Annotated in this window: 18 protein-coding genes and 3 pseudogenes; 8 read left to right on the top strand and 13 right to left on the bottom strand. The window is 37.9% G+C overall.

The annotated features are described in order from the left end of the window. Nucleotides 1–55 precede the first annotated feature (55 nt). A complete protein-coding gene (dgt, locus tag NSS81_RS23810; RefSeq protein ID WP_342434136.1) occupies nt 56–1,381 on the bottom strand; it encodes a dGTP triphosphohydrolase in 1,326 nt (441 codons plus the stop codon). A gap of 595 nt (nt 1,382–1,976) precedes the next feature. On the opposite strand from dgt, the gene NSS81_RS23805 reads away from it, so the two are divergent. From NSS81_RS23805 to NSS81_RS23795, 3 genes are read left to right on the top strand one after another with little or no spacing between them, the layout of a single operon-like run. Next, the gene (locus NSS81_RS23805; RefSeq protein ID WP_342431084.1) at nt 1,977–2,447 is read left to right on the top strand and encodes a hypothetical protein; all 471 of its coding nucleotides are present in this window, start codon (nt 1,977–1,979) and stop codon (nt 2,445–2,447) included. Between the two features lie 31 nt (nt 2,448–2,478). Continuing rightward, the gene (locus tag NSS81_RS23800; protein ID WP_342431083.1) at nt 2,479–3,051 is read left to right on the top strand and encodes a hypothetical protein; all 573 of its coding nucleotides are present in this window, start codon (nt 2,479–2,481) and stop codon (nt 3,049–3,051) included. Continuing rightward, nucleotides 3,032–3,289 carry a hypothetical protein gene (locus NSS81_RS23795; protein ID WP_342431082.1) on the top strand — a complete coding sequence of 86 codons (258 nt, stop codon included), beginning with the start codon at nt 3,032–3,034 and terminating at the stop codon, nt 3,287–3,289. Before NSS81_RS23800 ends, NSS81_RS23795 begins: the two co-directional genes overlap by 20 nt. Before the next feature lie 92 nt (nt 3,290–3,381). Here the strand turns inward: NSS81_RS23795 and NSS81_RS23790 are convergent. Then, nucleotides 3,382–3,510 (bottom strand): annotated as a pseudogene (locus NSS81_RS23790) (nucleotide pyrophosphohydrolase); the annotation flags it as partial. A 120-nt stretch (nt 3,511–3,630) separates the two neighbouring features. Between NSS81_RS23790 and NSS81_RS23785 the strand changes: the two are divergent. The 3 genes and pseudogenes from NSS81_RS23785 to NSS81_RS23775 form a co-directional block, all read left to right on the top strand. Then, a pseudogene (locus NSS81_RS23785) lies at nt 3,631–3,929 on the top strand (ribonuclease H-like YkuK family protein); the annotation flags it as partial. 280 nt (nt 3,930–4,209) lie between these two features. Beyond that, nucleotides 4,210–5,556 carry a cytochrome ubiquinol oxidase subunit I gene (locus tag NSS81_RS23780; RefSeq protein WP_342431081.1) on the top strand — a complete coding sequence of 449 codons (1,347 nt, stop codon included), beginning with the start codon at nt 4,210–4,212 and terminating at the stop codon, nt 5,554–5,556. Beyond that, the gene (locus NSS81_RS23775) at nt 5,553–6,578 is read left to right on the top strand and encodes a cytochrome d ubiquinol oxidase subunit II (RefSeq protein ID WP_342431080.1); all 1,026 of its coding nucleotides are present in this window, start codon (nt 5,553–5,555) and stop codon (nt 6,576–6,578) included. The genes NSS81_RS23780 and NSS81_RS23775 overlap by 4 nt, the downstream gene beginning before the upstream one ends. Before the next feature lie 321 nt (nt 6,579–6,899). Here NSS81_RS23775 and NSS81_RS23770 read toward each other — a convergent pair whose 3' ends face one another. The 8 genes from NSS81_RS23770 to NSS81_RS23735 form a co-directional block, all read right to left on the bottom strand. Further along, nucleotides 6,900–7,661, bottom strand: a complete 762-nt coding sequence (locus tag NSS81_RS23770) for a M20/M25/M40 family metallo-hydrolase (protein WP_342431079.1) — start codon at nt 7,659–7,661, stop codon at nt 6,900–6,902. A gap of 61 nt (nt 7,662–7,722) precedes the next feature. Next, on the bottom strand, nt 7,723–8,205 hold the full coding sequence (locus tag NSS81_RS23765) for a flavin reductase family protein (RefSeq protein WP_342431078.1): 483 nt from the start codon (nt 8,203–8,205) through the stop codon (nt 7,723–7,725). 65 nt (nt 8,206–8,270) lie between these two features. Next, nucleotides 8,271–9,095 carry a fumarylacetoacetate hydrolase family protein gene (locus NSS81_RS23760; RefSeq protein ID WP_342431077.1) on the bottom strand — a complete coding sequence of 275 codons (825 nt, stop codon included), beginning with the start codon at nt 9,093–9,095 and terminating at the stop codon, nt 8,271–8,273. A gap of 13 nt (nt 9,096–9,108) precedes the next feature. Continuing rightward, complete coding sequence (locus tag NSS81_RS23755; RefSeq protein ID WP_342431076.1) at nt 9,109–9,900, bottom strand: acetoacetate decarboxylase family protein; 792 nt, start codon at nt 9,898–9,900, stop codon at nt 9,109–9,111. A gap of 54 nt (nt 9,901–9,954) precedes the next feature. After that, a complete protein-coding gene (locus tag NSS81_RS23750) occupies nt 9,955–10,953 on the bottom strand; it encodes a catechol 2,3-dioxygenase (RefSeq protein ID WP_342431075.1) in 999 nt (332 codons plus the stop codon). 61 nt (nt 10,954–11,014) lie between these two features. After that, nucleotides 11,015–12,487 carry an aldehyde dehydrogenase gene (locus NSS81_RS23745; RefSeq protein ID WP_342431074.1) on the bottom strand — a complete coding sequence of 491 codons (1,473 nt, stop codon included), beginning with the start codon at nt 12,485–12,487 and terminating at the stop codon, nt 11,015–11,017. 17 nt (nt 12,488–12,504) lie between these two features. Further along, nucleotides 12,505–14,043 carry a 4-hydroxyphenylacetate 3-hydroxylase N-terminal domain-containing protein gene (locus tag NSS81_RS23740; RefSeq protein WP_342431073.1) on the bottom strand — a complete coding sequence of 513 codons (1,539 nt, stop codon included), beginning with the start codon at nt 14,041–14,043 and terminating at the stop codon, nt 12,505–12,507. A gap of 224 nt (nt 14,044–14,267) precedes the next feature. Then, a complete protein-coding gene (locus NSS81_RS23735; protein WP_342431072.1) occupies nt 14,268–16,070 on the bottom strand; it encodes a XylR N-terminal domain-containing protein in 1,803 nt (600 codons plus the stop codon). Nucleotides 16,071–16,912: 842 nt separating this feature from the next. Here NSS81_RS23735 and NSS81_RS23730 point away from each other — a divergent pair. Then, complete coding sequence (locus NSS81_RS23730; RefSeq protein ID WP_342431071.1) at nt 16,913–17,326, top strand: hypothetical protein; 414 nt, start codon at nt 16,913–16,915, stop codon at nt 17,324–17,326. Between the two features lie 104 nt (nt 17,327–17,430). Here the strand turns inward: NSS81_RS23730 and NSS81_RS23725 are convergent. The 3 genes and pseudogenes from NSS81_RS23725 to NSS81_RS23715 all read right to left on the bottom strand — a co-directional run bounded on the left by NSS81_RS23725 (nt 17,431) and on the right by NSS81_RS23715 (nt 21,233). Beyond that, nucleotides 17,431–18,376 (bottom strand): annotated as a pseudogene (locus tag NSS81_RS23725) (aldo/keto reductase family protein). A gap of 275 nt (nt 18,377–18,651) precedes the next feature. After that, the gene (locus NSS81_RS23720) at nt 18,652–20,013 is read right to left on the bottom strand and encodes a dipeptidase (RefSeq protein WP_342431070.1); all 1,362 of its coding nucleotides are present in this window, start codon (nt 20,011–20,013) and stop codon (nt 18,652–18,654) included. A 482-nt stretch (nt 20,014–20,495) separates the two neighbouring features. Continuing rightward, complete coding sequence (locus NSS81_RS23715) at nt 20,496–21,233, bottom strand: AAC(3) family N-acetyltransferase (protein ID WP_342431069.1); 738 nt, start codon at nt 21,231–21,233, stop codon at nt 20,496–20,498. Nucleotides 21,234–21,982: 749 nt separating this feature from the next. Between NSS81_RS23715 and NSS81_RS23710 the strand changes: the two genes are divergently transcribed. Beyond that, nucleotides 21,983–23,206, top strand: a complete 1,224-nt coding sequence (locus NSS81_RS23710; RefSeq protein WP_342430065.1) for an IS110 family transposase — start codon at nt 21,983–21,985, stop codon at nt 23,204–23,206. Nucleotides 23,207–23,319 lie beyond the last annotated feature (113 nt).

Here is a 23,319-nt window from a genome sequence, read left to right as displayed (position 1 = left end):
GTATGTTATTTCGGATCGAACTAACAAATACTATATAAGGTGATCCCACATTTCATTAAGAGTTATTAATATTAATATAGTTACCAAAATATCTGCTATCATATAACTTTTCCATAGATTCCCCATACAAATCAGAATAGGTTTTAGTTGCAAAGGAATCCATCATACCGGAGATATAATCAATAATAAATCTTTTTTGTTTTTCATCATCATTCGACCTAAATTCAACTGGTAAAAGAAGACCTTGTTTGTTGAACTTTTGATCAGAGAATACTTCATATAAACCTTTTATTATTTTTTCTCCTTGCTTTTCGTAAAGTTGCACCTGGTTTGTTCTATTGATTGATTTGAATGTAAAATCCTTCAATCCACTTGCCAACTTCCCAAGATTTTTAAAGCCTAATTCGTTAATATGTTTAGTTCCAGTCTTTTCAATGTGTTTTTGTTCTACACTAATAACACCAATATCATTTATTAATGCATGCACAATATTTGAAGTAATTTCCTTTCGCAACAAAAATCCATATTCTTCTGATGAATTATAATTAGTTGCAGAACTTGCCACTTCTTTTGCCCTTTTAATAATTTCCTCCAATTTGTAATGAGCAACACCAAAATCGACTTCTTTATTCAAATAATGTTGAAATTCAAACATGTACTCATCAATATTAAATAACTTTAGACTAAGAGCATCTTCAAGATCATGGGCTGCATACGCAATTTCATCAGCTAGATCCACAATTTGCACATCTAAAGTTCTTGGTGCAACATTTGGATATTCAGAAAGTATTTCTTCAAAAAATTCATAGCTATCATCGTAAATAAATTTACTTTTTTCATCCTTATGAGGAATATAATACTTTACAACACTTAATAGAGTTCTGTAAGTTAAGTTCAACCCCCTATTATTGGGCAGTTTTTTTTCCAATTCAGTTAATACTCTTATTGTTTGAGCATTCCCCTCAAATCCACCATACTTTTTACTTAATTCGTTTAAAACCCTTTCCCCATGATGTCCAAAAGGCGGATTACCAATATCATGAGCCAGTGAACCAGCTTCTATAACATAAGTGTCATCAATATAAAAATTATCAAATCCAGATAAATCTTTTAATTGATCAGTAATTCCTCTTGCAATTTGTGCGACTTCTAAACTATGAGTTAATCGATTTCTATAGAACTTATCAGATTGTATTCCTAATAATTGCATTTTACCTTGTAACCTTCTAAAGGAAGTTGAGTATAAAATTCTGGAATAATCCCTTTGATACTCATTTCTAGTTCTAGATGGGTTTTCAGCATGCCTTCTTTTATCCAGTTCCACAAGAGGTAGATAATGTTCCTTAAGAAATTCAGTTAAATATTGACTTTCTGACTTCATCAAATAACTTCTCTCCTTTTTAAAAAATATTATTATATAATCACCTTTGCTGTATTATATTATTCTATCACTTATTAGGGAAAAATGTTTAATTTTGTAAATTTTACCGACATTTTCAAATAAGAATCATGTTTTTCAACATATTTTGGCATTAACTCTTAAGACTTAATTGTTGATAAAAAGTAAACAGAAGAGAGATCTTTTTCAGGGAATTTATTGCCCCCTAGCGGTTAAAGCTTTAGTTTACTTCGGAATTCACTTCGAAAGTGGATCAACATTTGTATCCAATCCCCAAACTTAATAACCTTCTACATCGGGAATATCTTTTTGTTATAATACCTTCTCTTACTCATTGTTATTGCAATGGTTTTCTCATTAAAAATTATTTTTAGCAGGCTTATATTTAAAAATCCTCGATCCTTTAGAAGTATCAACAACCTTGATATCCAAACCTTACCTAGACAAAAGATACCATAGTACAAATCGGTTTTAATTAACCTTTTTCCAATTTAATTGTTATTTTTCATGGACGGCTTTACATCCATCCCGCAATATATGATTCTTGTGAAAAAAGGGAATTTTCTGAGGTTAAGAAATGAAAGACGCACTCCATGTAAATAATAATGTATTATTCAGCCTTCCATATACAGCAACTGGTGAAGAAGTATATAACTTTAAGAAATTAGCCGAAAAAGATCCCTTTCAGTGCCCCTACTGCAGTGCTAAATTAATAGTCAAATACTATGATGAGCGAGGGCTCTATTTTTCTCACCAGCATTCAGAAGCTTACATAGAGTCTAAAACCGTTGATAAGGCGGAGAAAAGGTATACTAAACAAACTGAAAGAGAAACAAAGATTCATAAAGAAATGGTTAGTATTGTACATGATGAACTTAGTACTCAAGCGAAAAGGAATTCGCAGATTATCGTCGATTATGGATATAAAGCTAAATCACATTTAAAGGAATATCCTGATATTTGGGTGAAAATTGCCGATAAGGAATTCGCTCTTTCTATTGTTACCGATGTGAAACCAACAGTGGACAGCACTAGCCAATCAAATTAGCAAAAGGCACCGCTATTTCCTTGATCAAGGAATGGAGCCTATTTGGTTTATTGAGATAAAAGAGCAATCCATTGGAATAGATAAAAATGCTATCGTTCTGTGGGATGCGGAGTTAACGATTGCAGCAAAAACAAATGAGGATAAAAAATGGGATTCCTTGCTTGTTCCTTTTGTTGAAGACAAGATGTTTTTTACCTATTTTAATTATCCAGTGTCAATGGACCATCTAGAGATTGATGTTAGAAGTATGTATTACATTTATTCTAATTGGGAGCGTATCGTCGTTAAGGTTCAGCGGTTCTTAAAAGACCGAATGGTCAAACCTTACCGTGCTTTTCTTCTTAATGATGGTTATGAGATACCTTTTGCTGAAGCACTTGTAATTAGAAAAGAATTAATATTAAGTAGCTCTATTCTAGAAGAACAATATCGCAACGAATTTACTCAGAAATTTCTGCGATTACAATTTGAATATCAAGAGGAACATCGAATACAAGAAGAACAAAGACAGTTAGAGGAAAAACAAAGGCAGAAATTAATACAGGGAAAGGCTGCAACAAGAAGAGGAACGGAGAAAGAGAATAATGCAGCAAATTTCCGATAAAAAATTACAAAGGAACCAGCAACCACTTAGAGTATCATCTTATGACGACCTAAAATTGTTTTTAAAAGAACAAATTGGCTTAACCCAAACCCAGCAAATGGAATTATGGACAAAATACATGCCCAAAATAGGTTATCATAATTCAAATATAGTATGGAATTTGTTTGTCGAAAATGATTGTAAATCTTTTGCCGAATTACGAACTGTTTTGCGAAATTTCGTATCAAAAAATAATTAATAATGTTAACAGGAAGCATCCAGATTTTGGATGTTTCCCGGCACATTATTGCTATAACCGATTTGCCTGTACCTGGGCCACACTTGATAATGCCATTGAAAATTCTCTAGCAACTCACTTGCTTCCAGGGAAACAGATATGGCCAAATCCTTTTCACTATGATATTTCTTCCAGCCTCTTTCATCACGGAACGCTAGCACCTTTTGGCGAATCTCATTCATTTTGCTCTCTCCTATACAACATTCAAAGTCATTTCTTCTATTTTACTATAGTATTACCTAATTTTAACACTTGATTTCTATTTAGACACTCATTAATAAATATCAATTTACTATCTAAGTATTTGAAAAATGCTCATTCCTAGAGGAATGAATCATTTGCATGAACGGAATTCTCAAGAAACCTCATTAACAGAACAAGTAGTGGCTATGTTCACTGAAGAAAGAAAAAATATTTTGAAGGATATCGTACTTCCTAATATATACAAAGGAGCTACCTTTACAATGGAAGGTCATCTAGACATTGGTTCAGGTAACCGAAATAAGATCAGAAGTTTTTTGAAGAAATGGTAACTAGAATTGAAGTAATGAGGCTTGAACCTAAAATCAAACCAAATTCATTTGTTGCCTCCAGCTATGCGATCGATTTACAAAATAAAGCCACTACTACAACATTTCTAAATCTATTTTTATACAAATGGCGAAAAATGATAACCGTGTATTTTATTACCATTTGGGTACCCTAACCAGTGAGAATTACTTGAAGCTAATCCAAAAAGTTATGATTGAGTACTCAGAAAGGAGAGATTCCTGATGTATAAAAGTCATGAGCGTAAATTAATTTGGTTAAGCTTTATAGTCGCTTCTATTATGGGACTATCGCTCATTGGGCGAATCTTTTCCGGATAAGGGGATTTGAATATGGTAAACGAAGAGACTGTTTTCTTCAGTCGCATATTAACTGAATTAACATTATCGTTCCATATCATTTATGCAACGATTGGTGTTGGAATTCCACTGATGATCATGATTTCTCAGTGGGTAGGGATCAAGAAACAGGACGAGCACTACATACTGTTAGCAAGACGTTGGGCTCGCGGGTTTGTTATTACAGTAGCTGTTGGAGTCGTTACAGGGACTGCAATTGGACTTCAGTTATCTCTTCTATGGCCGAATTTTATGGAATTGGCAGGAAACGTAATTGCTTTGCCTTTATTTTTGGAAACCTTTGCTTTTTTCTTTGAAGCTATTTTTTTAGGTATTTATTTGTATACATGGGAGCGTTTTGAGAATCAGAAAAAGCATTTAATGTTGCTCATTCCGGTAGCTTTAGGTGCCTCTTTTTCTGCTGTATTCATTACGATGGTGAATGCCTTTATGAATTCACCACAAGGATTTGATATCGTAAATGGTCAATTAACGAATATTAATCCTATAGTAGCCATGTTTAATCTGTCCATGCCTACTAAGGTGTCACATGTCCTCGTCACAGCCTATATGACATGCGCATTTGTACTCGCTTCTATTGGAGCTTTCCGATTACTTAATGGTTCAAAACATGTATATCATAAAAAAGCATTATTTTTAACACTGAAACTTGGATTGCTGTTTTCAATTGTTACAGCCATTCTTGGGGATTTTTCTGGAAAGTATCTAGCCGAATATCAGCCAGAAAAACTAGCAGCTGCGGAATGGCATTTTGAAACAAAAGAAGGCGCGCCTTTAATCTTTTATGGAGTACTTGAAAATGGAGAAGTGAAATATGCTATTACTATACCTTATGCACTCAGCATTTTGGCCCATTTAAAACCTAATGCTGAAGTGATTGGTCTTGATCAATTTCCTAACGATGAAGTGCCACCACTTTATATTCACTACCTATTTGATATCATGGTGACAATAGGAATGATGATGATCTTGATTGCTTTTATCTATGTTATCGGCATTTGGAGAAAATGGCGTTTCGTACTTTCAAATGGGTTCAATTGGCTCATTTTATTTGGAGGCCCGCTTTCTATTTTAGCAATTGAAGCCGGATGGTGGCTTGATGAAGTGGGACGTCAACCTTGGATATTGCGTGGAATAATGAAAACAAAAGATGCGGCCACGACAAATACTCATGTTGATACCATGCTGATCTTGTTTGCTGGACTCTATTTTATCTTAGGAATTGGAAGTATCGTGGTACTTACACGAATGTTTCGGAAGAATACGGTTGAACAGGAATTGGCTGATCATGGATTGGAGAAAGCTGGTGATTCTTTATGACACTTGAAATAATAGGAATTTCAGTATTATGGCTTTTTCTGTTTGGTTATGTCATGGTCGCTTCCATCGATTTTGGTGCAGGCTTTTTTAATGCATACAGTACACTTAGGGGTAAACAACATATTTTAACAAAAATCATTCAACGCTATTTATCCCCTGTTTGGGAAGTCACGAATGTATTTTTAGTATTCTTCTTCGTAGGGGTTGTGGGTTTTTTTCCAAAAACGGCGTACTATTATGGGACAACATTGCTTGTTCCCATAAGCATTGCGATTATCTTGCTTGCCATCCGCGGAGCTTATTATGCCTTTACCACTTATGGAAAGCTTAAATCTAAAAAGTATATCTACTTATATGGTCTAACCGGATTAATTATCCCGGCTTCTTTGTCCATTGTTCTGACAATTTCAGAAGGTGGCTTCGTGACAATGGAGGAATTGGGACCAGTTCTACATTATTGGACATTGTTTACGAGCCCTTTGACATGGAGCATTGTTTTGCTTAGTTTAACAGCCGTTTTGTATATCTCGTCCGTGTTTTTAACCTGGTATGCACATAAAGCAAAAGATGAAGCTGCCACGAATTTGCTGCGGATTTATGCACTTTCATGGGCCATACCTTTAATTTTGACAGCTGTAGGCATTATTTTTGAAATGCGTACACATAATCCGGAACACTATGAGCGATTAATGGATTTTGGGTGGATATTTAGTCTATCATTTGCATTATTTGTTGGAACAGTTTATTTAATTTGGAAGAGAAAATCTTTTGGTGTAGCGTTTGGATTCGTAGTAGGCCAATTTTTCTTAGCCTTTTTCGCTTACGGCATCTCCCATTATCCTTATTTGCTTTATCCATTCCTCACCATTTATGACGGCTTTACGAACGAAGCAATGGCCATTTCTTTAATCATTGCCTTTATTGCAGGACTTCTACTACTTATTCCATCCCTGATTCTTCTTCTTAGACTATTTTTGTTTAATAAGAATTATGTCGAAGGTAAACAAATCGATAATGCTTAAGGAGAAAACGAAAATGGACGATTTCCTTATCTTTTACGCACCTATTCTAGTCGTTATTGCCTCAATTGTAATAGCTTTTTGGATTTCCATTAATGATAACGCAGTTAAGTAATCGTTGTTAAAAATAATAATCATCCTCACTCTATGTGACCAGTTTCTACTATTATAAAAAAACGTATTAAGTACATCGCACATTATCGATCGATAGTTCAGGTTGTTCCTGGTTTACTTGATAAATATTTAACTCACAATTTGGAAGGGTGCTGACACTTTTATCGGCAAAAAGGAGGGATGCTATGCGATCCCTCCTTGCCTATCTATTCAGATCAATTCTAAAAAAGAACATATCGTTAAGATCCCTTTATCAAAGTTTTCTAAGTTAAAATGTTCATTCGGAGCATGTAGATTTTCATCCGGCAAGCCGAATCCCATTAAGACAACAGGAGAATTTAGGGTATGGCTAAAATCCGATACAATCGGAATCGAGCCCCCTTCTCTTTTATAAACAGGTGCTTTTCCATATACCTGTTCATAGGCTGCAGCTGCTTTTTGAATCATCGGATCATCGATTGGGGTTAAGAATGGATTTCCCGTATCTTGAAGCGTCACTTTTACCGTGCATCCTTTTGGTGCTTGTTCTTCTAAATGCTTTTTGATTAAACCCTGGATTTTTTCTGGATTTTGATTATTGACTAAACGGCAAGTGATTTTGGCATGTGCCTCGTTCGGAATGACAGTTTTTGTCCCTTCCCCCTGAAATCCGCCCCATATGCCGTTTAATTCTAATGTTGGCCGCGAGCTGATTTTCTCAGGATAAGGATAATTTGTTTCCCCTCCTGTTAATTCTGTTAATCCTAATGATTTTTTTAGCTTTTCTTCATCAAAGCCCAGTGCTTTAATTTGTTCCTTCTCAAATTCTGTCAATTCTAATACATCATCATAGAACTGATCAACATTAACCTTTCCGTTTGCATCATGAAGAGTAGAAAGCAGCTGCACTAACAAATGGTTAGCGTTCTGAACTCCCCCACAGAACATGCCGGAATGCAAATCCGTACACCTAATGGTGTATGAATATAGCATTTGTTAATTTATTGAAGCTTGTCTTAATGACATTGGGTCTGACCCCAGAGCCTCCACCGAACTATAGTGTGCTGATTTCTTCAAGAGACTGTAGGCTACGGTATTTCCCCTGGAAAAATAACAATGGGTCGCCATCCCTTACGTGAACATCGGTAACTTCACCTAACAACAGGGTATGGTCACCAGCTTCATATTCCGCATATAAGTTACAGGTAATGGCTGCCAAAGCATCTTTTATTACCGGCAGTTGATTAAACAGAAAAAATTCAAAAGCCGTGTCTTCCTTCAACTGTCCGGCAAAACGCATCGATACTTCCTTTTGTTGGTCTGATAAAAAACTGACAGCAAATTCCTTCGCGTTTTGAATGTAACCAAGCGTTCTTGCCTTATTTGCTACTGAAATTAGCACTAACTTTGGGTCCAGTGAAACAGAAACAAATGCATTTGCGGTCATTCCTACCGTTTCGTTTTCATATTTTGTGGTAATAACGGTCACTCCTGTTGCGAATTTTCCCATGGTGTTTCTAAACAAACGTTCATCCATGATGTCACCCCTTCTACGTTAATCTGTCAGATAGCTTGGCTACCTGACAGAACGTAACAAACTGGTTATTTCTTTACTCTTCCTATTTCAAATGCAGTGTTCCGTCCGTATTCGGAGTCCTCAGGCTGTGCACCAAAATCACCAAAATCAACCTCGGACTCTACGATTCTATTTTCAAGCCGTCCATAACCTTCTATTTCCACGGCAACAATGTCACCGGGATGGACAGGACGGGAATTTGCAGGTGTTCCGGTTAAGATCACATCACCTGGTTCAAGTGTTATAAGTCTGGATAGGTCAGCGATTAAATAATCAAATGGAAACATTAACTCTCTTGTATTTCCTACCTGGACCAGTTTTCCATTCACATAGGTCCTCAATGGCATATTATGAGGGTCTACTTCATGAGCAGGGATGATGCCCGGACCAATTGGGCAAAATCCATCCTGCCCTTTAACCCGCAGCATTGAGTTGTTGTCGGATGTCCGAAAATCATGAACACCAAAATCGTTAGCAGGACTATAACCAGCAATATAATTCAAGGCATCCTCCCTGCTTACTGCTTTTGCCCGTTTGCCGATGATGACGGCAATTTCACCCTCATAATTTAAGTACTTCGTATTTTTTGGCCGGGCTACTTCTGCCTGGTGGCCAGATAATGCCGAGACCGGCTTCAGGAAATAGGATGGCCATGGAGGGATATTTCCGCCAAAAGCTTCCAATCTACTAGGGTAATTAAGATGGACAGCGATAATCTTAGAAGGTTCGACCGGAGCTAAAAATTCAGCCTCTTCCTGTTTTATTTTCTCACCACTATCCAAATAGATTTGTTGATTTTCGAGATATCCCCATACGGGAATACCATTGCGATTCACGCGAACCTTTTGCACTAGGAGTCCCCCTTTATATTAATTTTTCTAGCAGTTGCCCGCCTTTAAACGAATAGCCGATTTTGTGGTAGTATGCACCTGTAATTTCAATTGGTGCTAATGCTGATAGTTCCTCAGTCGGAGAGTCAAAGAAAGTTAACTCTGCAGAGGCCTTCCAAATAGGGCCTATTTCTACATCCTGTATGGAAAGAGCAACCAATTCTTCGAGCGCGGCACCGGGGTGGTCAATTGCCGGGAAATGTCTGGTATGATGTAAAGGTTTTCGTCCCAAACTTGATCCTATATTGGTTAATTCCTCCAACTGAATCCGAGCTTCCATTAGTCTTCGTCCACCTACTGATGCATTTGCTGCCAGTTGCCCCCCTTTTTCAATGCGGGGTCCTCCAATGCCTATATCAACTGGCCTCGTTATTTCAATAGAACCGATCTTCTTTGGAAAGCCTTGAACCAATCCTCTAAACATAGCAAAATCTTTGTCTACCCATATATAGGCACAGCGAGATACGTCTCTCCCATTATATTTTGCGCCAATGGTAATGTAAGCTTCTTTATATTGGGCGTAATAGGGATCAAGTAATTCATGCTTATCCTCAGAGCATGATTGCCAATCGGCAAAAGTTACGGTGCATAGGCCAGGGTCATCAGCTGGCTCTAATTGTTCTGGGAGCAATGCCGCAACAGCATCCGGATTTGCTTTGAATTCAACCGTTAACAGCGTTCCCGAATAATACCAAGGTGGGGCTGGAATGATATTGGCCCTTCCCTCAGGTGACAACGGAAGGGAATATCCTTTAAGTTTACTCATTTACCTATCTCCTTTTATGTTAATAAATTTTCATCTATCAGCGAAAAAAGTTTTTTAAGACTGCATGATAGGAGCAGGAACTGGCGGCTGCTTCACTTCTCTTATGGGAGTACCATACGTAATAAATGTTGGAGGAAGCGGAGCTCCGATCCAAATATCTCCTTTTCCAGGTATATCCTTTAAGTCCCAAACGACAGGTTCAAAACTTGGATCAAAAATAAGGTAGCCGGTGTCACCAAAAAATTCTATTCTGTTCCCGCCTGGTTCGTATACATACAAGCAAAACGCCTGGCTGATTCCGTGTTTACCCGGGCCACCCTCCATGAAAATACCGTTTTCTTTTAATAAGTCAGCAACATCATAGAGATTCTGTGGATATCCGTACCAATAAGCGACATGGTGAAGTCTGCCTGTTTCAGCTGTAGGGTCTAGTGTAAGTGCGATTTCATGGACAAGATTGGATACACTCAGCCAGCTCGATGCCATTTTTCCATTTTCAAACCGGACATATTCCCGCATTTTAAAGCCGAGAACATCTGTTAAGAATTGAGACATTTTGTCTACATCATTCACCATGAGGTTAATATGGTCAAGACGTCTAACCGGCACCCCCCGATTAGGCCGCTTTTGGGCACGGTTTAACAGACTTGTTTTTTCAGTTTCCAAGGGTTTGTAGTACTCCACATCCCAAAATAGTTCCATCACATGTCCGGAAGGAGTTTTGAATTGATAGGTTTCTCCATAACCTTGATCTCCTGTAGTCCAGCCAATCCCATACCCTGCTTCTTCGATTATTTTGACTCTTCTTTGTAATCCCTGTGGTGATACGGCCCGCCACCCGATGGCACCAACCCCTGGCTCAGTACTTTCTGTTAACTTTAAAGAATGGTGGTAGGTTTCTTCATATGCTTTGAGATAGATGGACTTTTCAGTACGGTCCACGATAAACATGCCCAGATATTCAGTAAAAAAATGCAGGGACTCCTCCAATGTCGGCGTCAATATTTCTGTATAAGCAAGCTGGGCCAAGTCAAAAAAATGTTCCTTTGTCATAAAAATGTCCCTCCAATAATCAAAATGGATTGTTTTTATATGCTGTTAATATCCAGAAATATTAATGGTAAAATGACCCCATTTTATGGGATAGTGTCTTGACATCACAAAAGAAATCAAAGCTGTGCGTTCCGCCTTCCCGGCCTATTCCAGATTGTTTGGACCCGCCGAATGGAGCTTTTAGATCCCGGGCGTAATAGGTATTGACCCAAACGGTTCCTGCCCGTAGCTTTTGCCCAACACGTTCCCCACGGGTTTCTTCACCTGTGAAGACTGTCGCCGCAAGTCCATAATCCGTATCATTTCCCATCCGGATAGCCTCTTCTTCATCTTTAAAGGTTTGAAACGTCAAGACAGGGCCAAATACTTCTTTCTTTAAGATTTCTGCATCTTTGGGGACGTCGATGAACAACGTCGGTTCGAAGAATAATCCGCCCTGTTCTTTTGAAGGTCCTCCCCCGAATAAAGGCTTGGCTCCCTCACGCTTGGCGCGCTCCACAAAACCGGAAACACGATCAAAATGTTCTTGACTGATTAGTGGCCCAACTCTTATTTCTTTTTGCCGAGGATCCCCAAGTTTCAGTTGTTTTGCCCGTTGTGAAAATTTTTCAAGAAACTCCTTTTCTATCGATTCCTCCACTAGTAATCTAGTTCCAGCAAGACAAACCTGACCTGCGTTGTTAAATTGCGCCAATGCATGGCTGACTGCTGCGTCCATATCAGCATCTGCAAAAATGATAAATGGCGATTTTCCCCCAAGTTCCATACTTACAGGTACAATCCGCTTCGCGGCGGCACTTCCGATGATTTTTGCTGTATCTGTGGAGCCGGTAAAAGAGATTCGATTAACGAGCGGATGGTTGACTAACTCTGCCCCCGCCACCTCTCCAATACCTTGAACAATGTTGATTACCCCGGGAGGAATCCCAGCCTCTTCCGCAAAATCTGCCAAGAGTGAGCATGTTAGCGGTGCCCATTCCGGCGGCTTGATCACGATTGGATTTCCAGCGGCAAGAGCAGGTCCCACCTTCCAAGTCGTTAGCATAAACGGGGCATTCCACGGCGTAATTAACGCAGTAACACCAGATGGATCGTAATGCACTTTGTAGCGAATCCCGTTGGAGTCCCAGCCTTCTCCTTGAAGCTTTTCAGCCCAATCAGCGAAAAAACGGATGTTATGGGCAGAGCGTTTCACCATAAAATGCAGGTTTGCCGCGAGCAATGACCCATTATCAGCAGTTTCGACTTGAGCAATTTTTTCAGCATTCGCTTCGATGATATCGGCCAAGCGACGTAAATACTCTCCCCGTCCCGTTGACCCCAAGGCTGCCCATTCCGGAAAAGCCCGGTAGGCGGCCTGAACAGCAGCATCTACATCAGATTGATCTGCTGCCGACATTTCGCATAGAATGCTTCCGTCAATGGGGCTAAAATTAAGAAACGTTGCTTTAGACAAAACCCTGCGGCCGTCAATGTATTGGAAAGGAGATACTTTGACGCCTGCTATTTTTATCCTCTGTTCCAGATTAAGCATCTCTTTAAAATCTCCTTTTATTTTTTAAAATAGTGAACATCATCTGGGTTAATCCAGGTATCGTTTTTCCAGCCATCCAAATCATAATCATCCATGCATTCCTCTACAAATACTTCAAACTTTGAAATGTCGCCCTTCATTCGGGAATAATCTAATGCTTCCGTCCGAACCCGGTCGGAACTACCGGAATAATTTAGTTCGTATAGTTCGTGACGTCCTCCATATTCTGTACCGATGACTTCCCACAATAGCTTGATCAATTTTATTTTTTCAACAGATGTAATCCCATTCGACCCACGGTATAATTTATCCAATGTCGGACGCAGTTCCGGGTTTTTAAAATCTTTTGCGCTGGAAGGCTGCACAATTAGGTTTCCGGCAACCAAATCCTCAATAATTTCCTTCATCCTTAGCCACGCTTTTGACATCATAATCCTGTAAGTCATGCCGTAGTCGAGGTTGGGCACCACTGCCCCGTTATGGCCTGGTTGAGGATTCAATGCCATTGCATCACTGATGCCCCAAAACAGGTTCCTCCAAGCGACCACTTCACCAATATTGGCCTGTACGCCCCTAAATTGATCGACTCCCGAGGTCTTTACCGCCTTATGCAGAAGCCCCGTAATAAAATCAAATTTTACAGCCAGCCGAGTTGTTCCATGAAATGTAAACAGATTGGCCCAATGATTTGCAATGAAGAAAAAATTGGCTTTTTGAATGTCTTTGTATACCAAAATTCCTTCCCAAGGGATAAGCGCTCTTTCAAATACCAATACCGCATCATTTTCATCAAAACGGCTGCTCAACGGATAATCAAATGGACTTCCCATTACAGCTGCGTTCATTTCATAGGAAGCGCGGCTGACTAGCTTTACCCCCGGAATATTCATCGGACAAATGAAAACAAGGGCCATATCTTCGGAAGAAACCGGATTCGCAGGAGCAACAAAGTTATAATTTGTTAATGCGGAGCTAGTTGCAACCATTTTGGCACCGCTTACAATCAGTCCTTCCTCAGTTTCTTCTTCGACACGAATAAAGATGTCTTTTACGGCTTCAACCGGCTTATGCCTGTCAACTGGGGGATTAATAATGGCGTGATTTAGAAAGTAACAGTTTTCTTGTACCTCTTTATACCAACGCCGTGCATTATCCGCATATTCTCCATAAAAGTCCGGATTTGATCCTAACGTAGTAATAAAGGATGCTTTGTAATCTGGGGTTCTTCCCATTTGTCCATAAGTGAGCTTCGCCCACTCTACAATCGCATCCCGTGCTTCTACCAAATCCTCGGTCGTTCTAGATACAACAAAGTATTTGTGGGTATAGCCTCCACTACCTGTATCGGTTTCCCTCGTTAAGATGCCTTTTGTTTTTTCATCATGCAAGGCATCATAAAGTCTTGCAATAGATCTGGCAGAGTTACGAAATGCCGGATGTGTGGTGACATCTTCAACTTTTTCTCCATGAAACCAAATTTCCCGGGAATCTCGCAGGCTTTCTAAATATTCTTTTCCTGTTAAAGGCCTTGCTGTTTTCTTCACTGTTTCAACCAATCCAACTCAACTCCTATCGATTACTGTATTGGGAACATCTTCCTAATCAAAAGTATAGGGACTTTTCTTTTCACTTAGTAGCGTAAAAATATAGTGAAAATTCAAACTTTTATATACATTTTTGCGGTACCTTCTGATTTTCACCGCAAAAAAAAATCGGGATACAGTTTCGTAAACTAATCCCGATTATCTCTATTAAATGATAGTAATCTAATCCTTCAATCTTAAGATACTACCAATTCATCCATCATTTTGATTGAATAGTAAACTTTAAGTGCCAATTGGCATTGAAACCTGCCTTCACCTGTTTTAAGATCCACTTCACAAAGGGTTTCAATTCGTTCAATTCGATACCGCAGCCCTGCAATGGAAATATGTAAATCATTTGCCGTTTGCTGGAGATTCCCACTATTTTCAAGATATATATTTAAGGTTTCAACAAAATTTCTTTGACTGGATTGTTCATATTCAATAAGCCTGCCGAGGGTCGTGCTGTAAAATTCTATTAACTCTTCATGATTGGCGGAGTTTACAAATAACAGAATAGGCTGCAATTCATTAAAAGTGGCGATCTTATTTGCATTAGGATACATCATCTGCAAATACTTAGAGAAAGAACACGCATCACGGTAACTTTTTCCAAGTTGGTCGACTGTTTCCGCTAATCTCCCGGAACTTGCATACAAATGAACATCAGGAAATTGAGCGTTGATTTCCTTCACTATTCTTTTCATAAAATGATAGATATTATCTACATTTTCTGAGGCGATAATGATATATATATTTTGATCTTTACTATATTGGTTCCATTGAGGATATCGTGAAATTAGATAATAGAGTACTTCTTCTGTTTTTTCTTTGGGGAAAATATTTAGTGATATAACATAATGAGATTTTTGTGAATTGAAACCATAAATGGAGGAATCCATTAAAGAGGCATCGTTTTCAAGCCCTTCAGTAAAAAGCTGCTCAAAAAATGCTTCCCTCTTTTTAACTAAGGATTGTGCTATTTTTTCTTGGTAATTTAGTTGAATTGAAAGTGTCAGCAGGATCCTTTCAATCTTCATCTTATCTATTGTCCAAAGCTTTTTTTCTCCGATTACGACCAAATTTCCGAAGTATTTGCTCCCATGAATGTGGAATGAATCCACATACCTTTTGTTAATAATCGTGCTAGATGGTTCACCGGCCTTCATCCAATCCCGCAGGATTTTTTCTTCCTCATTCATTTTAAAGCACGCGATTTTTTCAGCGTCTTTATTTTTATAAATGATAGAGCAATTGAGAACAGTTGCCGCATATTGAATGATGTCTAACGGGGTTTTATCTTCAAGTATAAGTTGATTTAGCCTTTTTTGGATTTCTTCTACTTCTAACAAATCCTTGTTTAATTGTGAAACTTCCAAATAGATCCGGTCGAATTCATTTCGTGAAGATTTATTATACTTCGTATCTACTTTTTCTAGTACATCCACTATTGAATCTCCAACAAATTTATTTTCAAAGGAACAGTACTCATCCCCTTTTGCACGGCACGTCTTTTCATAGATCAATACCTGCTCATTTCCAAATAATTTTGCTGCATACCCATTAGCGTAGCCAACTAGCATCCAACAGACCGTTTCTTCTGTTATGCCAAAATGTTTGATATGCTCTTCTGCCTCAAATGAATTCCACCAAAAGCCATGAAATAAAGGAATTCCGTTTTTAACTTCTTTAATATAAGCTTCCGCCGTAACGAACCCTTCTAAAGTGTGCATGGCAGGCCCAGCCAAAAATATTTCATCTTTTGAGTCCCAATCCGTTCTGCTTTCCATTATTTCAGCATCATTAAAGCCGCAAACCCACCCATATTGCATAATAAAATTTTTGGCCTTTTCTATTCCAAATGTGATCATTAAATCCCTGCGCAATAATCCCAAAGCCTCGGTAGACATCAATGCCATTCTTTTTCCTTTTACCGAAATCATTCCAGTACGGGCATTGATGTCTATCATATTATCAAAAGATAAACGACTAGCTTTCATTCATTCAGACCTCCTTCCTTTTTAAGAAACACCAAAAAAACCATTATTGATAATACTCAAAAAGTAAGCGCATACATTTTAATTAATAGAATATTCTTTTAATTTATTATTCTTATTATAATCCATTACTGAAATATATGGCAATAAAAATAAAAGGATCCAAGACTCGGTATTGGAAGCGTGGACTTTTCGTAAAATAAAGGGTTCCGTTTTGAAAACACTACTATAATTAGGGATAGACCTTAACGTATTCTACGTGGGGTTTATCCCTTTTTATTTTACCTTATTGACAGTAAAACCCTATTTAAAAAATATAGTATTCAAAGTATACTACGAAAGTACATTCTGTTGTCCCCCGTTACATTTAAGCAGTGATTCGATTAGAACTAACCTTTAATCAATAAACACTTACAAACATTGAAATTTTCAACATTTGTGAGTGTCAGCCGTATAAAATAAACTTTATTAAATTCGTTCATGCTATTTCTACTATTTATTTGTTTTGAAATCAATATCGTTGCTAATCTATATCGCTGTAAAGGCACCCTTGTTCCAAAATTTGATAGATAACGTCCAAAATGCAAAAAACGCCTTAAAAATTCACTTTTGAGCGAGAAAATGAGTGTTTGGAGTCAAAAACGGGGTAAAAAGTGAATTTTGGCCGTTCGATTATTAAATCCATCCGGGCTATCTTTAGGAAGAATCGGGAGCTTAAAAAAGTCCCTGAACTAAACGATTAAAGGGTGGGTCAAAATGATGAATTTAAAATCTGGAAGCATTGACAGGTTTGAACAGTTTTCACAATTTAGTTCACTTAAAGAATTTAATAATCATTTCGAAATGTGGCTGCTATACATAAGCATGATTTTTCAAAAGGGGAATTGCTTGGATTAAAACGGCTTGTTCGTTTTGCTGCAAAAATCCCTGGTATTTGCAATGCCAAAATCGGAACGCTCTTAAAAGCGATTCACGAAGAATACAAGGATAACGGTATTTCACGCTCTACTTTTAAACGAATGATCAAAATAGCAGAAGAGTTAGGCTTAATCACGGTTCATGAAAAAGAACGAAAAAATGGTTCACAATCGAGTAATCACTATGTATTTCTTCGTTTTCCCGTAAGTGAACCACCTATACAAGAAATAATGAACCACCCTAAAGAAACTAGTAATCTTTCTAAAACTAAAAACAAGAGATTAATAAACGTCCTTCGATTTTCTTCATTTCTATTACAATTAATAATACAAAAAAAATAAAGTGCTAAACCTTCGAAGATTTAGCACTCTATTTTTAATGTTATGTTATTTTCTCCTCAAAAATTGAACTACTTACTTTTCAACAGTCTGATCTAAAATTGTTTCTATGCCAAAATCCGCTCAATTTTTTCAATAACTTCACTTGTAAGTTCAATTTCAACGGCTTTTACATTTTCTTCTACTTGGCTTGGTCTACTTGCACCAATTAATGCGCTTGAAACATTTGGCTGACGTAAAATCCATGCTAACGCAAGGCTAGATAGAGTGATTTCTAATTCCTTGGCGATCTTCTCTAACTGTTCCACTTTAGTATAGGTAGTCTCAGTTAGCATACCCTTTATGAAGTTGTTGATTTCTGTATTTGAGGCACGGCTATCCTCTGGAATGGTATTTCCTTTATATTTTCCTGTTAAAATCCCCTGAGCAAGAGGAGAAAAGACCACCTGTCCGATCCCATGCTTTGAACTCACCGGAATAACTTCCTTTTCAATATAGCGGTTTAACATGTTATATACAGGCTGGTTCACGACAATTCGATCTAAAAGGAACTTATCAGCCACACGGACTGCCTCTTCAATCTGAGCCGCACTCCATTCACTTACACCTGCATAAAGAATCTTTCCTTGACGAATTAAATCATCGATGGCTCTCAACGTTTCTTCAACTGGCGTTTGCGGATCATAGCGGTGACAATAAAAAATATCAACATAATCTAAGTTCATTCGCTTCAAGCTCGCATTGGCTTGTTCAATCACATGTTTCCTCGATAATCCGCGATCATTCGGACCTTCACCCATTGGCCAGAACGCTTTTGTCGTAATGACATAGGATTCACGTGGATATTCCTTTAAAGCCCCAGCCATAACTCGTTCACCTTCACCACGCTCATAAACATTGGCAGAATCAAAGAAGTTAATTTCCTAGTTCATATGCTTTATGTATTGTTTTCTCAGCAGTGTTATCTTCAACCGTTTTCCCGTAGGTTAGCCAGCTTCCTAAACTTATTTCACTTACCTTTAACCCACTATTTCCTAAACGTCTGTATTTCATCGAAATCATATCTCCCTGAATAATTAGAAAAGGACCTTCAGATAAACTATATAAAATTTGTACTATTTTTACAATTATGAAATACTTCAGTATTGGATTAATAGATGGAATAGGACTGGTTGATTTATAATTTAGTAAATAAAAACACTCAAAGCTTTTAGCTTCAAGTGTTCCAACTATTAGCGATTCAGTTTAGTTACTAGAATTTGGAAGGTGCTCGGAACTTTTATAAGCAAAAAAGAGGGATGCTATGCATCCCTCCTTTGCCTATCTATTCAGACCCGTTCTAAAAACGAACAGATCGTTAAGATCCCTTTATCAAAATTTTCCAAGTTAAAATGCTCATTAGGAGCATGGAGATTTTCATCTGGCAACCCGAATCCCATTAAGACAACAGGAGAATTTAGGGTATGGTTGAAATCCGATACAATCGGAATTGAACCCCCTTCTCGTTTATAAACAGGTGCTTTTCCATAAACCTGTTCATAGGCTTCAGCCGCTTTTTGAATCATCGGATGATCGATTGGGGTTAAGAATGGATTACCTGTATCTTGAAGTGTCACTTTTACCGTGCATCCTTTTGGTGCTTGTTCTTCTATATGCTTTTTGATTAATCCCTGGATTTTTTCAGGATTTTGATTATTGACTAACCGGCAAGTGATTTTGGCATGTGCCTCGTTCGGAATGACGGTTTTTGTACCTTCCCCCTGGAATCCACCCCAAATACCGTTTAATTCTAATGTTGGTCGAGAACTGATTTTCTCAGGATATGGATAATTTGTTTCCCCTCCCGTTAATTCTGTTAACCCTAACGATTTTTTTAGCTTTTCCTCATCAAAGCCCAGTGCTTTAATTTGTTCCTTTTCAAATTCTGTCAATTCTAATACATCATCATAGAACTGTTCAACATTTACTTTTCCGTTTGCATCATGAAGAGTAGAAAGCAACTGAACTAATAAATGGTTAGCGTTCTGAACTCCCCCGCCGAACATACCCGAATGCAAATCCGTATTAGCCGTTTTAAGGGAAACCTCAATAGCACACAGACCTCTTAAAGAATAAGTAATAGCAGGAACTCCCCTATCCCACATATCAGAATCGGATATTACCACCACATCACAGGCTAATTTTTCTTTATTTTCGGATAAAAACTGTGGAAGATAAGGACTTCCGATTTCTTCTTCTCCTTCGATGCAAAATTTTAGGTTTACCGGTAATTTATTTTCTACTTTTAGTAGTGCTTCAACTGCTTTAATGTGTAAGAACGTTTGCCCTTTGTCGTCTGTTGCCCCTCTGGCAAAGATTTTTTCATCTCGGATGTCTGGTTCAAACGGAGGGGTTTCCCATAAATCAATCGGGTCAACGGGCTGTACGTCATAATGACCATATACTAATACAGTTGGTGCATTTTCCTGATGAAGCCAGTCAGCATAAATAATCGGATGACCTTTTGTTTGTACGATTTCAACATGTTCCATTCCAATGTTTTTTAACTTATTGGCGATCCAGGAAGCTGCTTTTTGCATGTCCTCTTTATGCTCAGATAAGGAACTTATGCTTGGAATACGTAGTAATTCTTTTAATTCCTCAACATTTTGATGATGATGCTTGGATACAAAATCGGATAATTGATTCATGTTATCACCTATTCTTTTTTATTTTCTATTCTATTTTACACAAAAATGAAAAAGAAAATAGAAAACCAGCTCTGAAATAGGGAGAATGTTTATTTAAAGTATTAAAAGTGTCTGGCACTACAAGATAATATCTAAGGAAATAAGACCGTTTGCTGGACCAAGCCTTTTTCCCAGGATTGTAAAGTCTTCAAACAAAGCGTAAAAAAATGCAGCCAGTTTTCCAAGAAATGGGACTGACCGCGTTTGTTGCTTTTTGTAAGTGCATCACTATTTAACCATATAAAGTTGTCCCGCCAGGTTCCAATAACGAGCCGTCCAACGCTCGGGCAATGCCAATTCTTTGCCATTGTCCCCCAGAAAACTCAGGTGGATAACGACGCAAATGGCTGGGGTCCAGGCCGTAAATAAATAAAGATAACAAATGGACGGTTCACATGTATCATTTGAAAATTCAAATGATACATGTGAACCGTCCCCATAAATCAAGAAAATAAATCTGGTTTTTCTTTTAGTAAGTGATTTAGCAAGTCTGTCATTTTTACTGAGTCACATACTCTTACTGTTGCATCGCCAAATTGCCCTTTGTACATAGCTTGATTATTTAGAAAAATATCTTCAACACGATTGTATTTTTCAGAGGTATGACCAATATGTCTTCTTTGCGGTATGGAAAGTTCGGTGTTATCCGGTAAGATTGTGTAAAGCATTTCGTGATCATCGGTCAATCGACCTGGTATATCAAGCCATTCCTCGACTCCATGAATATATGTACATCTACGTAAATCGACTCCGATTAACAAGATGACTGCCTTCTGATCGAGTAATTTCCCCCAACTCGATTCCCGTGCACAAGGAGTGTCGAATTTTTCATTTCCCGTAATAAATTCATGTGCTTCTTTTCCCAGGGCAGCTACTGAATGCGTTGGATGCCATGAGCGAACAACACCCGGACGTTTTCGAAACAGTTCCGTTAATAAACCAACACAAGATGGTGAGTCTTTGACATAAAATCGAGGATTCTCCGCTTTAATATACGACCATGTATGGGTGGGAAAAACCAAAAGACCATTTTTCATATATTCTGAAAGTGCATCAAGGACAGTATCCGCCCCACCCTCTACTTGTCCAATACTTTTCATTGATGAATGAACAAGTAATGATCCATTTTCGTCGATTCCCAATTCTTTAAGATGATTAACTAAATCTTGTTTCTTGTACATCACATTCAACCTTTCAATCATTAAATATACCAAAAGAATACCATATTAGGTTTATTTGTCTATGTTTCCTGGAGAATTGCAGGATATAGGGATAGATTTCTTATATAAAAAATATGAATTCATTACCCACGCACATATGACCATATAATCAGCAAACTGAATCAATCCTGTCAGGGCAGAAATGTGCCATTTCTATATAATACGTTCTTAATGAGTGATAGGTTTGATTAATTGGAAATAAACAACTGTCTTCATCATTCTAAAAAAAATGCCAGGCACCGCCCAATTTCTCGGGTGATACCTGGCACTTATCTTTCGCATAATACATCATAAGGTATTTAGTAACTAATGTTTGAACTTTTCTAAGCTTTATTCGATCCTAGTAACATCCATACCATTTATTGTTAAGGCTATGTTAAAGGATATTGTTGATTTTATTAATTTTAAGAATCTAAATAGACGGAGAAATTCCGCGTATTTGGTAAAAAGCATTAAAAATAGCCTAAACATACTAACATTAGTAGCACAAACCAAGGCCATGGTTTGTGCTACTATTTTTTTATAGTAGAAGTGAAGGAAGGTCGATCCGTCTATAGGACCATGTAAGAGTCCGTATTTAAACAGGCCAACTTCACACCCTTGTTTGAATCAGTTTAGTATGTTGGGTCTTAGAGATCGTGTATAAGAAAATGGAATCGATAAGGCACTGTGAAGACTTCTATGATTGGTTATAAAAGGAGAATATTTATATGAAACATGTCATCTCTCTTGATGTCAGTAAAGGGAAAAGTACCATTGCCATTTATGATGGCTATAGACAATGTGAATTTGAAGGGGAATTGTATCATACACGCATTGATTTTGAGCAGCTACACCTTCGTATTAAGGAAATAACGGCTCTTGATGGACAAGCCCCTGAAATCGTATTTGAGGCGACGGGTGTCTATTCAAAATCAGTTGAAAAGTTTCTACGGGATCACGGACATACATACTGTCGCATGAACCCGCTTGAAGCGAACCTACAAATGGCTTCAATGCGTCGAAACAAAACCGATATTAGCGATGCCCATGAGTTAGCGAAAACCCACTTTAAATTAGAACGTGAAACGACGTATGTGCAGAATGAATATTATGAACAGATGCGGGCGATTACTCGTTATTATGACGAGATTGAAGAAGAACTTATTCTTTTACGCAATCGTATGCATGCCATTTTACATCTTTCATTTCCAGAGTTGGAACGACTTATTACACCGAGTTCAGCGCTATTTTTAAATTTTGTGCAATTGTATCCACATCCAGCACTTTTATTAGCTCAGTCAAAGACAATTATTAAAAATCGTTTAAAAAGTAATACACGTAAAAATCTTTCACTAGAACGTGCAGAGAAAAAAGCCATCGTGTTATTAGAAGCTGCGAAAAATTCATATCCTGCCATTGAACCAACGGATATTCGTTGTAATCAAGTAGGCGATTATGCCCGACGTATTGCGGATTTAATGGAAAAGAAAGACCAGCTTGTGAAACAGATGGTTATGATGTCTGAAGGAAGAAAGGAATATACCGTATTACGCTCCTTTCCAGGGATTGGTGATACAACAGCATGCAGACTTATTGGCGAACTAGGTGATATTCGCCGATTTAAAAACGCGAAACAACTGAACGCTTACGTTGGCATCGATATTATGCGCTATCAATCTGGCAATACACAATACCGTGATCGTATTAATAAACGAGGAAATAAGAAGCTACGGAAGATTTTATTTTTTATGATTTGTACGATGCTTATGGCAAAAGGAAAACCTAATCATTTAGTAGACTATTATTACAAATTAAAAACGCAACCTCAGAGAAAGCCTCATAAGGTCGCGATTGTGGCGTGTATCAATAAGTTTCTGAAAGTGATGTTTCAGTTACTGACACACGGCATACTTTACGATTATGAGTCCGCACTACCAGCTCAGAAATCGTAGCCAAGTTTATATTCACTATAGCACACTGACCTTTCGAAAAAAAGAATATCGTGAGGTCTTTTCGTTATGGAAAAATTTAGATGTATTTGGGAGGGGTACCCCTCCCAAATACA

This window comes from Neobacillus sp. FSL H8-0543 (genome assembly GCF_038592905.1).
Lineage (GTDB): Bacteria > Bacillota > Bacilli > Bacillales > Cytobacillaceae > Neobacillus.
Note: the sequence above shows the minus strand (reverse complement) of the source record. Positions and strands in the feature narration are given on the sequence as shown.

Excerpts from the sequence above, each read along its gene's own strand:
- NSS81_RS23770 (WP_342431079.1), bottom strand. The coding sequence starts at position 7,661 with ATGCTATATTCATACACCATTAGGTGTACGGATTTGCATTCCGGCATG.
- NSS81_RS23795 (WP_342431082.1), top strand. The coding sequence starts at position 3,032 with ATGCAGCAAATTTCCGATAAAAAATTACAAAGGAACCAGCAACCACTT.
- NSS81_RS23750 (WP_342431075.1), bottom strand. The coding sequence starts at position 10,953 with ATGACAAAGGAACATTTTTTTGACTTGGCCCAGCTTGCTTATACAGAA.
- NSS81_RS23775 (WP_342431080.1), top strand. The coding sequence starts at position 5,553 with ATGACACTTGAAATAATAGGAATTTCAGTATTATGGCTTTTTCTGTTT.
- NSS81_RS23805 (WP_342431084.1), top strand. The coding sequence starts at position 1,977 with ATGAAAGACGCACTCCATGTAAATAATAATGTATTATTCAGCCTTCCA.
- dgt (WP_342434136.1), bottom strand. The coding sequence starts at position 1,381 with ATGAAGTCAGAAAGTCAATATTTAACTGAATTTCTTAAGGAACATTAT.
- NSS81_RS23745 (WP_342431074.1), bottom strand. The coding sequence starts at position 12,487 with ATGCTTAATCTGGAACAGAGGATAAAAATAGCAGGCGTCAAAGTATCT.
- NSS81_RS23755 (WP_342431076.1), bottom strand. The coding sequence starts at position 9,900 with ATGAGTAAACTTAAAGGATATTCCCTTCCGTTGTCACCTGAGGGAAGG.
- NSS81_RS23765 (WP_342431078.1), bottom strand. The coding sequence starts at position 8,205 with ATGGATGAACGTTTGTTTAGAAACACCATGGGAAAATTCGCAACAGGA.
- NSS81_RS23715 (WP_342431069.1), bottom strand. The coding sequence starts at position 21,233 with ATGTACAAGAAACAAGATTTAGTTAATCATCTTAAAGAATTGGGAATC.
- NSS81_RS23735 (WP_342431072.1), bottom strand. The coding sequence starts at position 16,070 with ATGAAAGCTAGTCGTTTATCTTTTGATAATATGATAGACATCAATGCC.
- NSS81_RS23720 (WP_342431070.1), bottom strand. The coding sequence starts at position 20,013 with ATGAATCAATTATCCGATTTTGTATCCAAGCATCATCATCAAAATGTT.
- NSS81_RS23780 (WP_342431081.1), top strand. The coding sequence starts at position 4,210 with ATGGTAAACGAAGAGACTGTTTTCTTCAGTCGCATATTAACTGAATTA.
- NSS81_RS23710 (WP_342430065.1), top strand. The coding sequence starts at position 21,983 with ATGAAACATGTCATCTCTCTTGATGTCAGTAAAGGGAAAAGTACCATT.
- NSS81_RS23800 (WP_342431083.1), top strand. The coding sequence starts at position 2,479 with ATGGAGCCTATTTGGTTTATTGAGATAAAAGAGCAATCCATTGGAATA.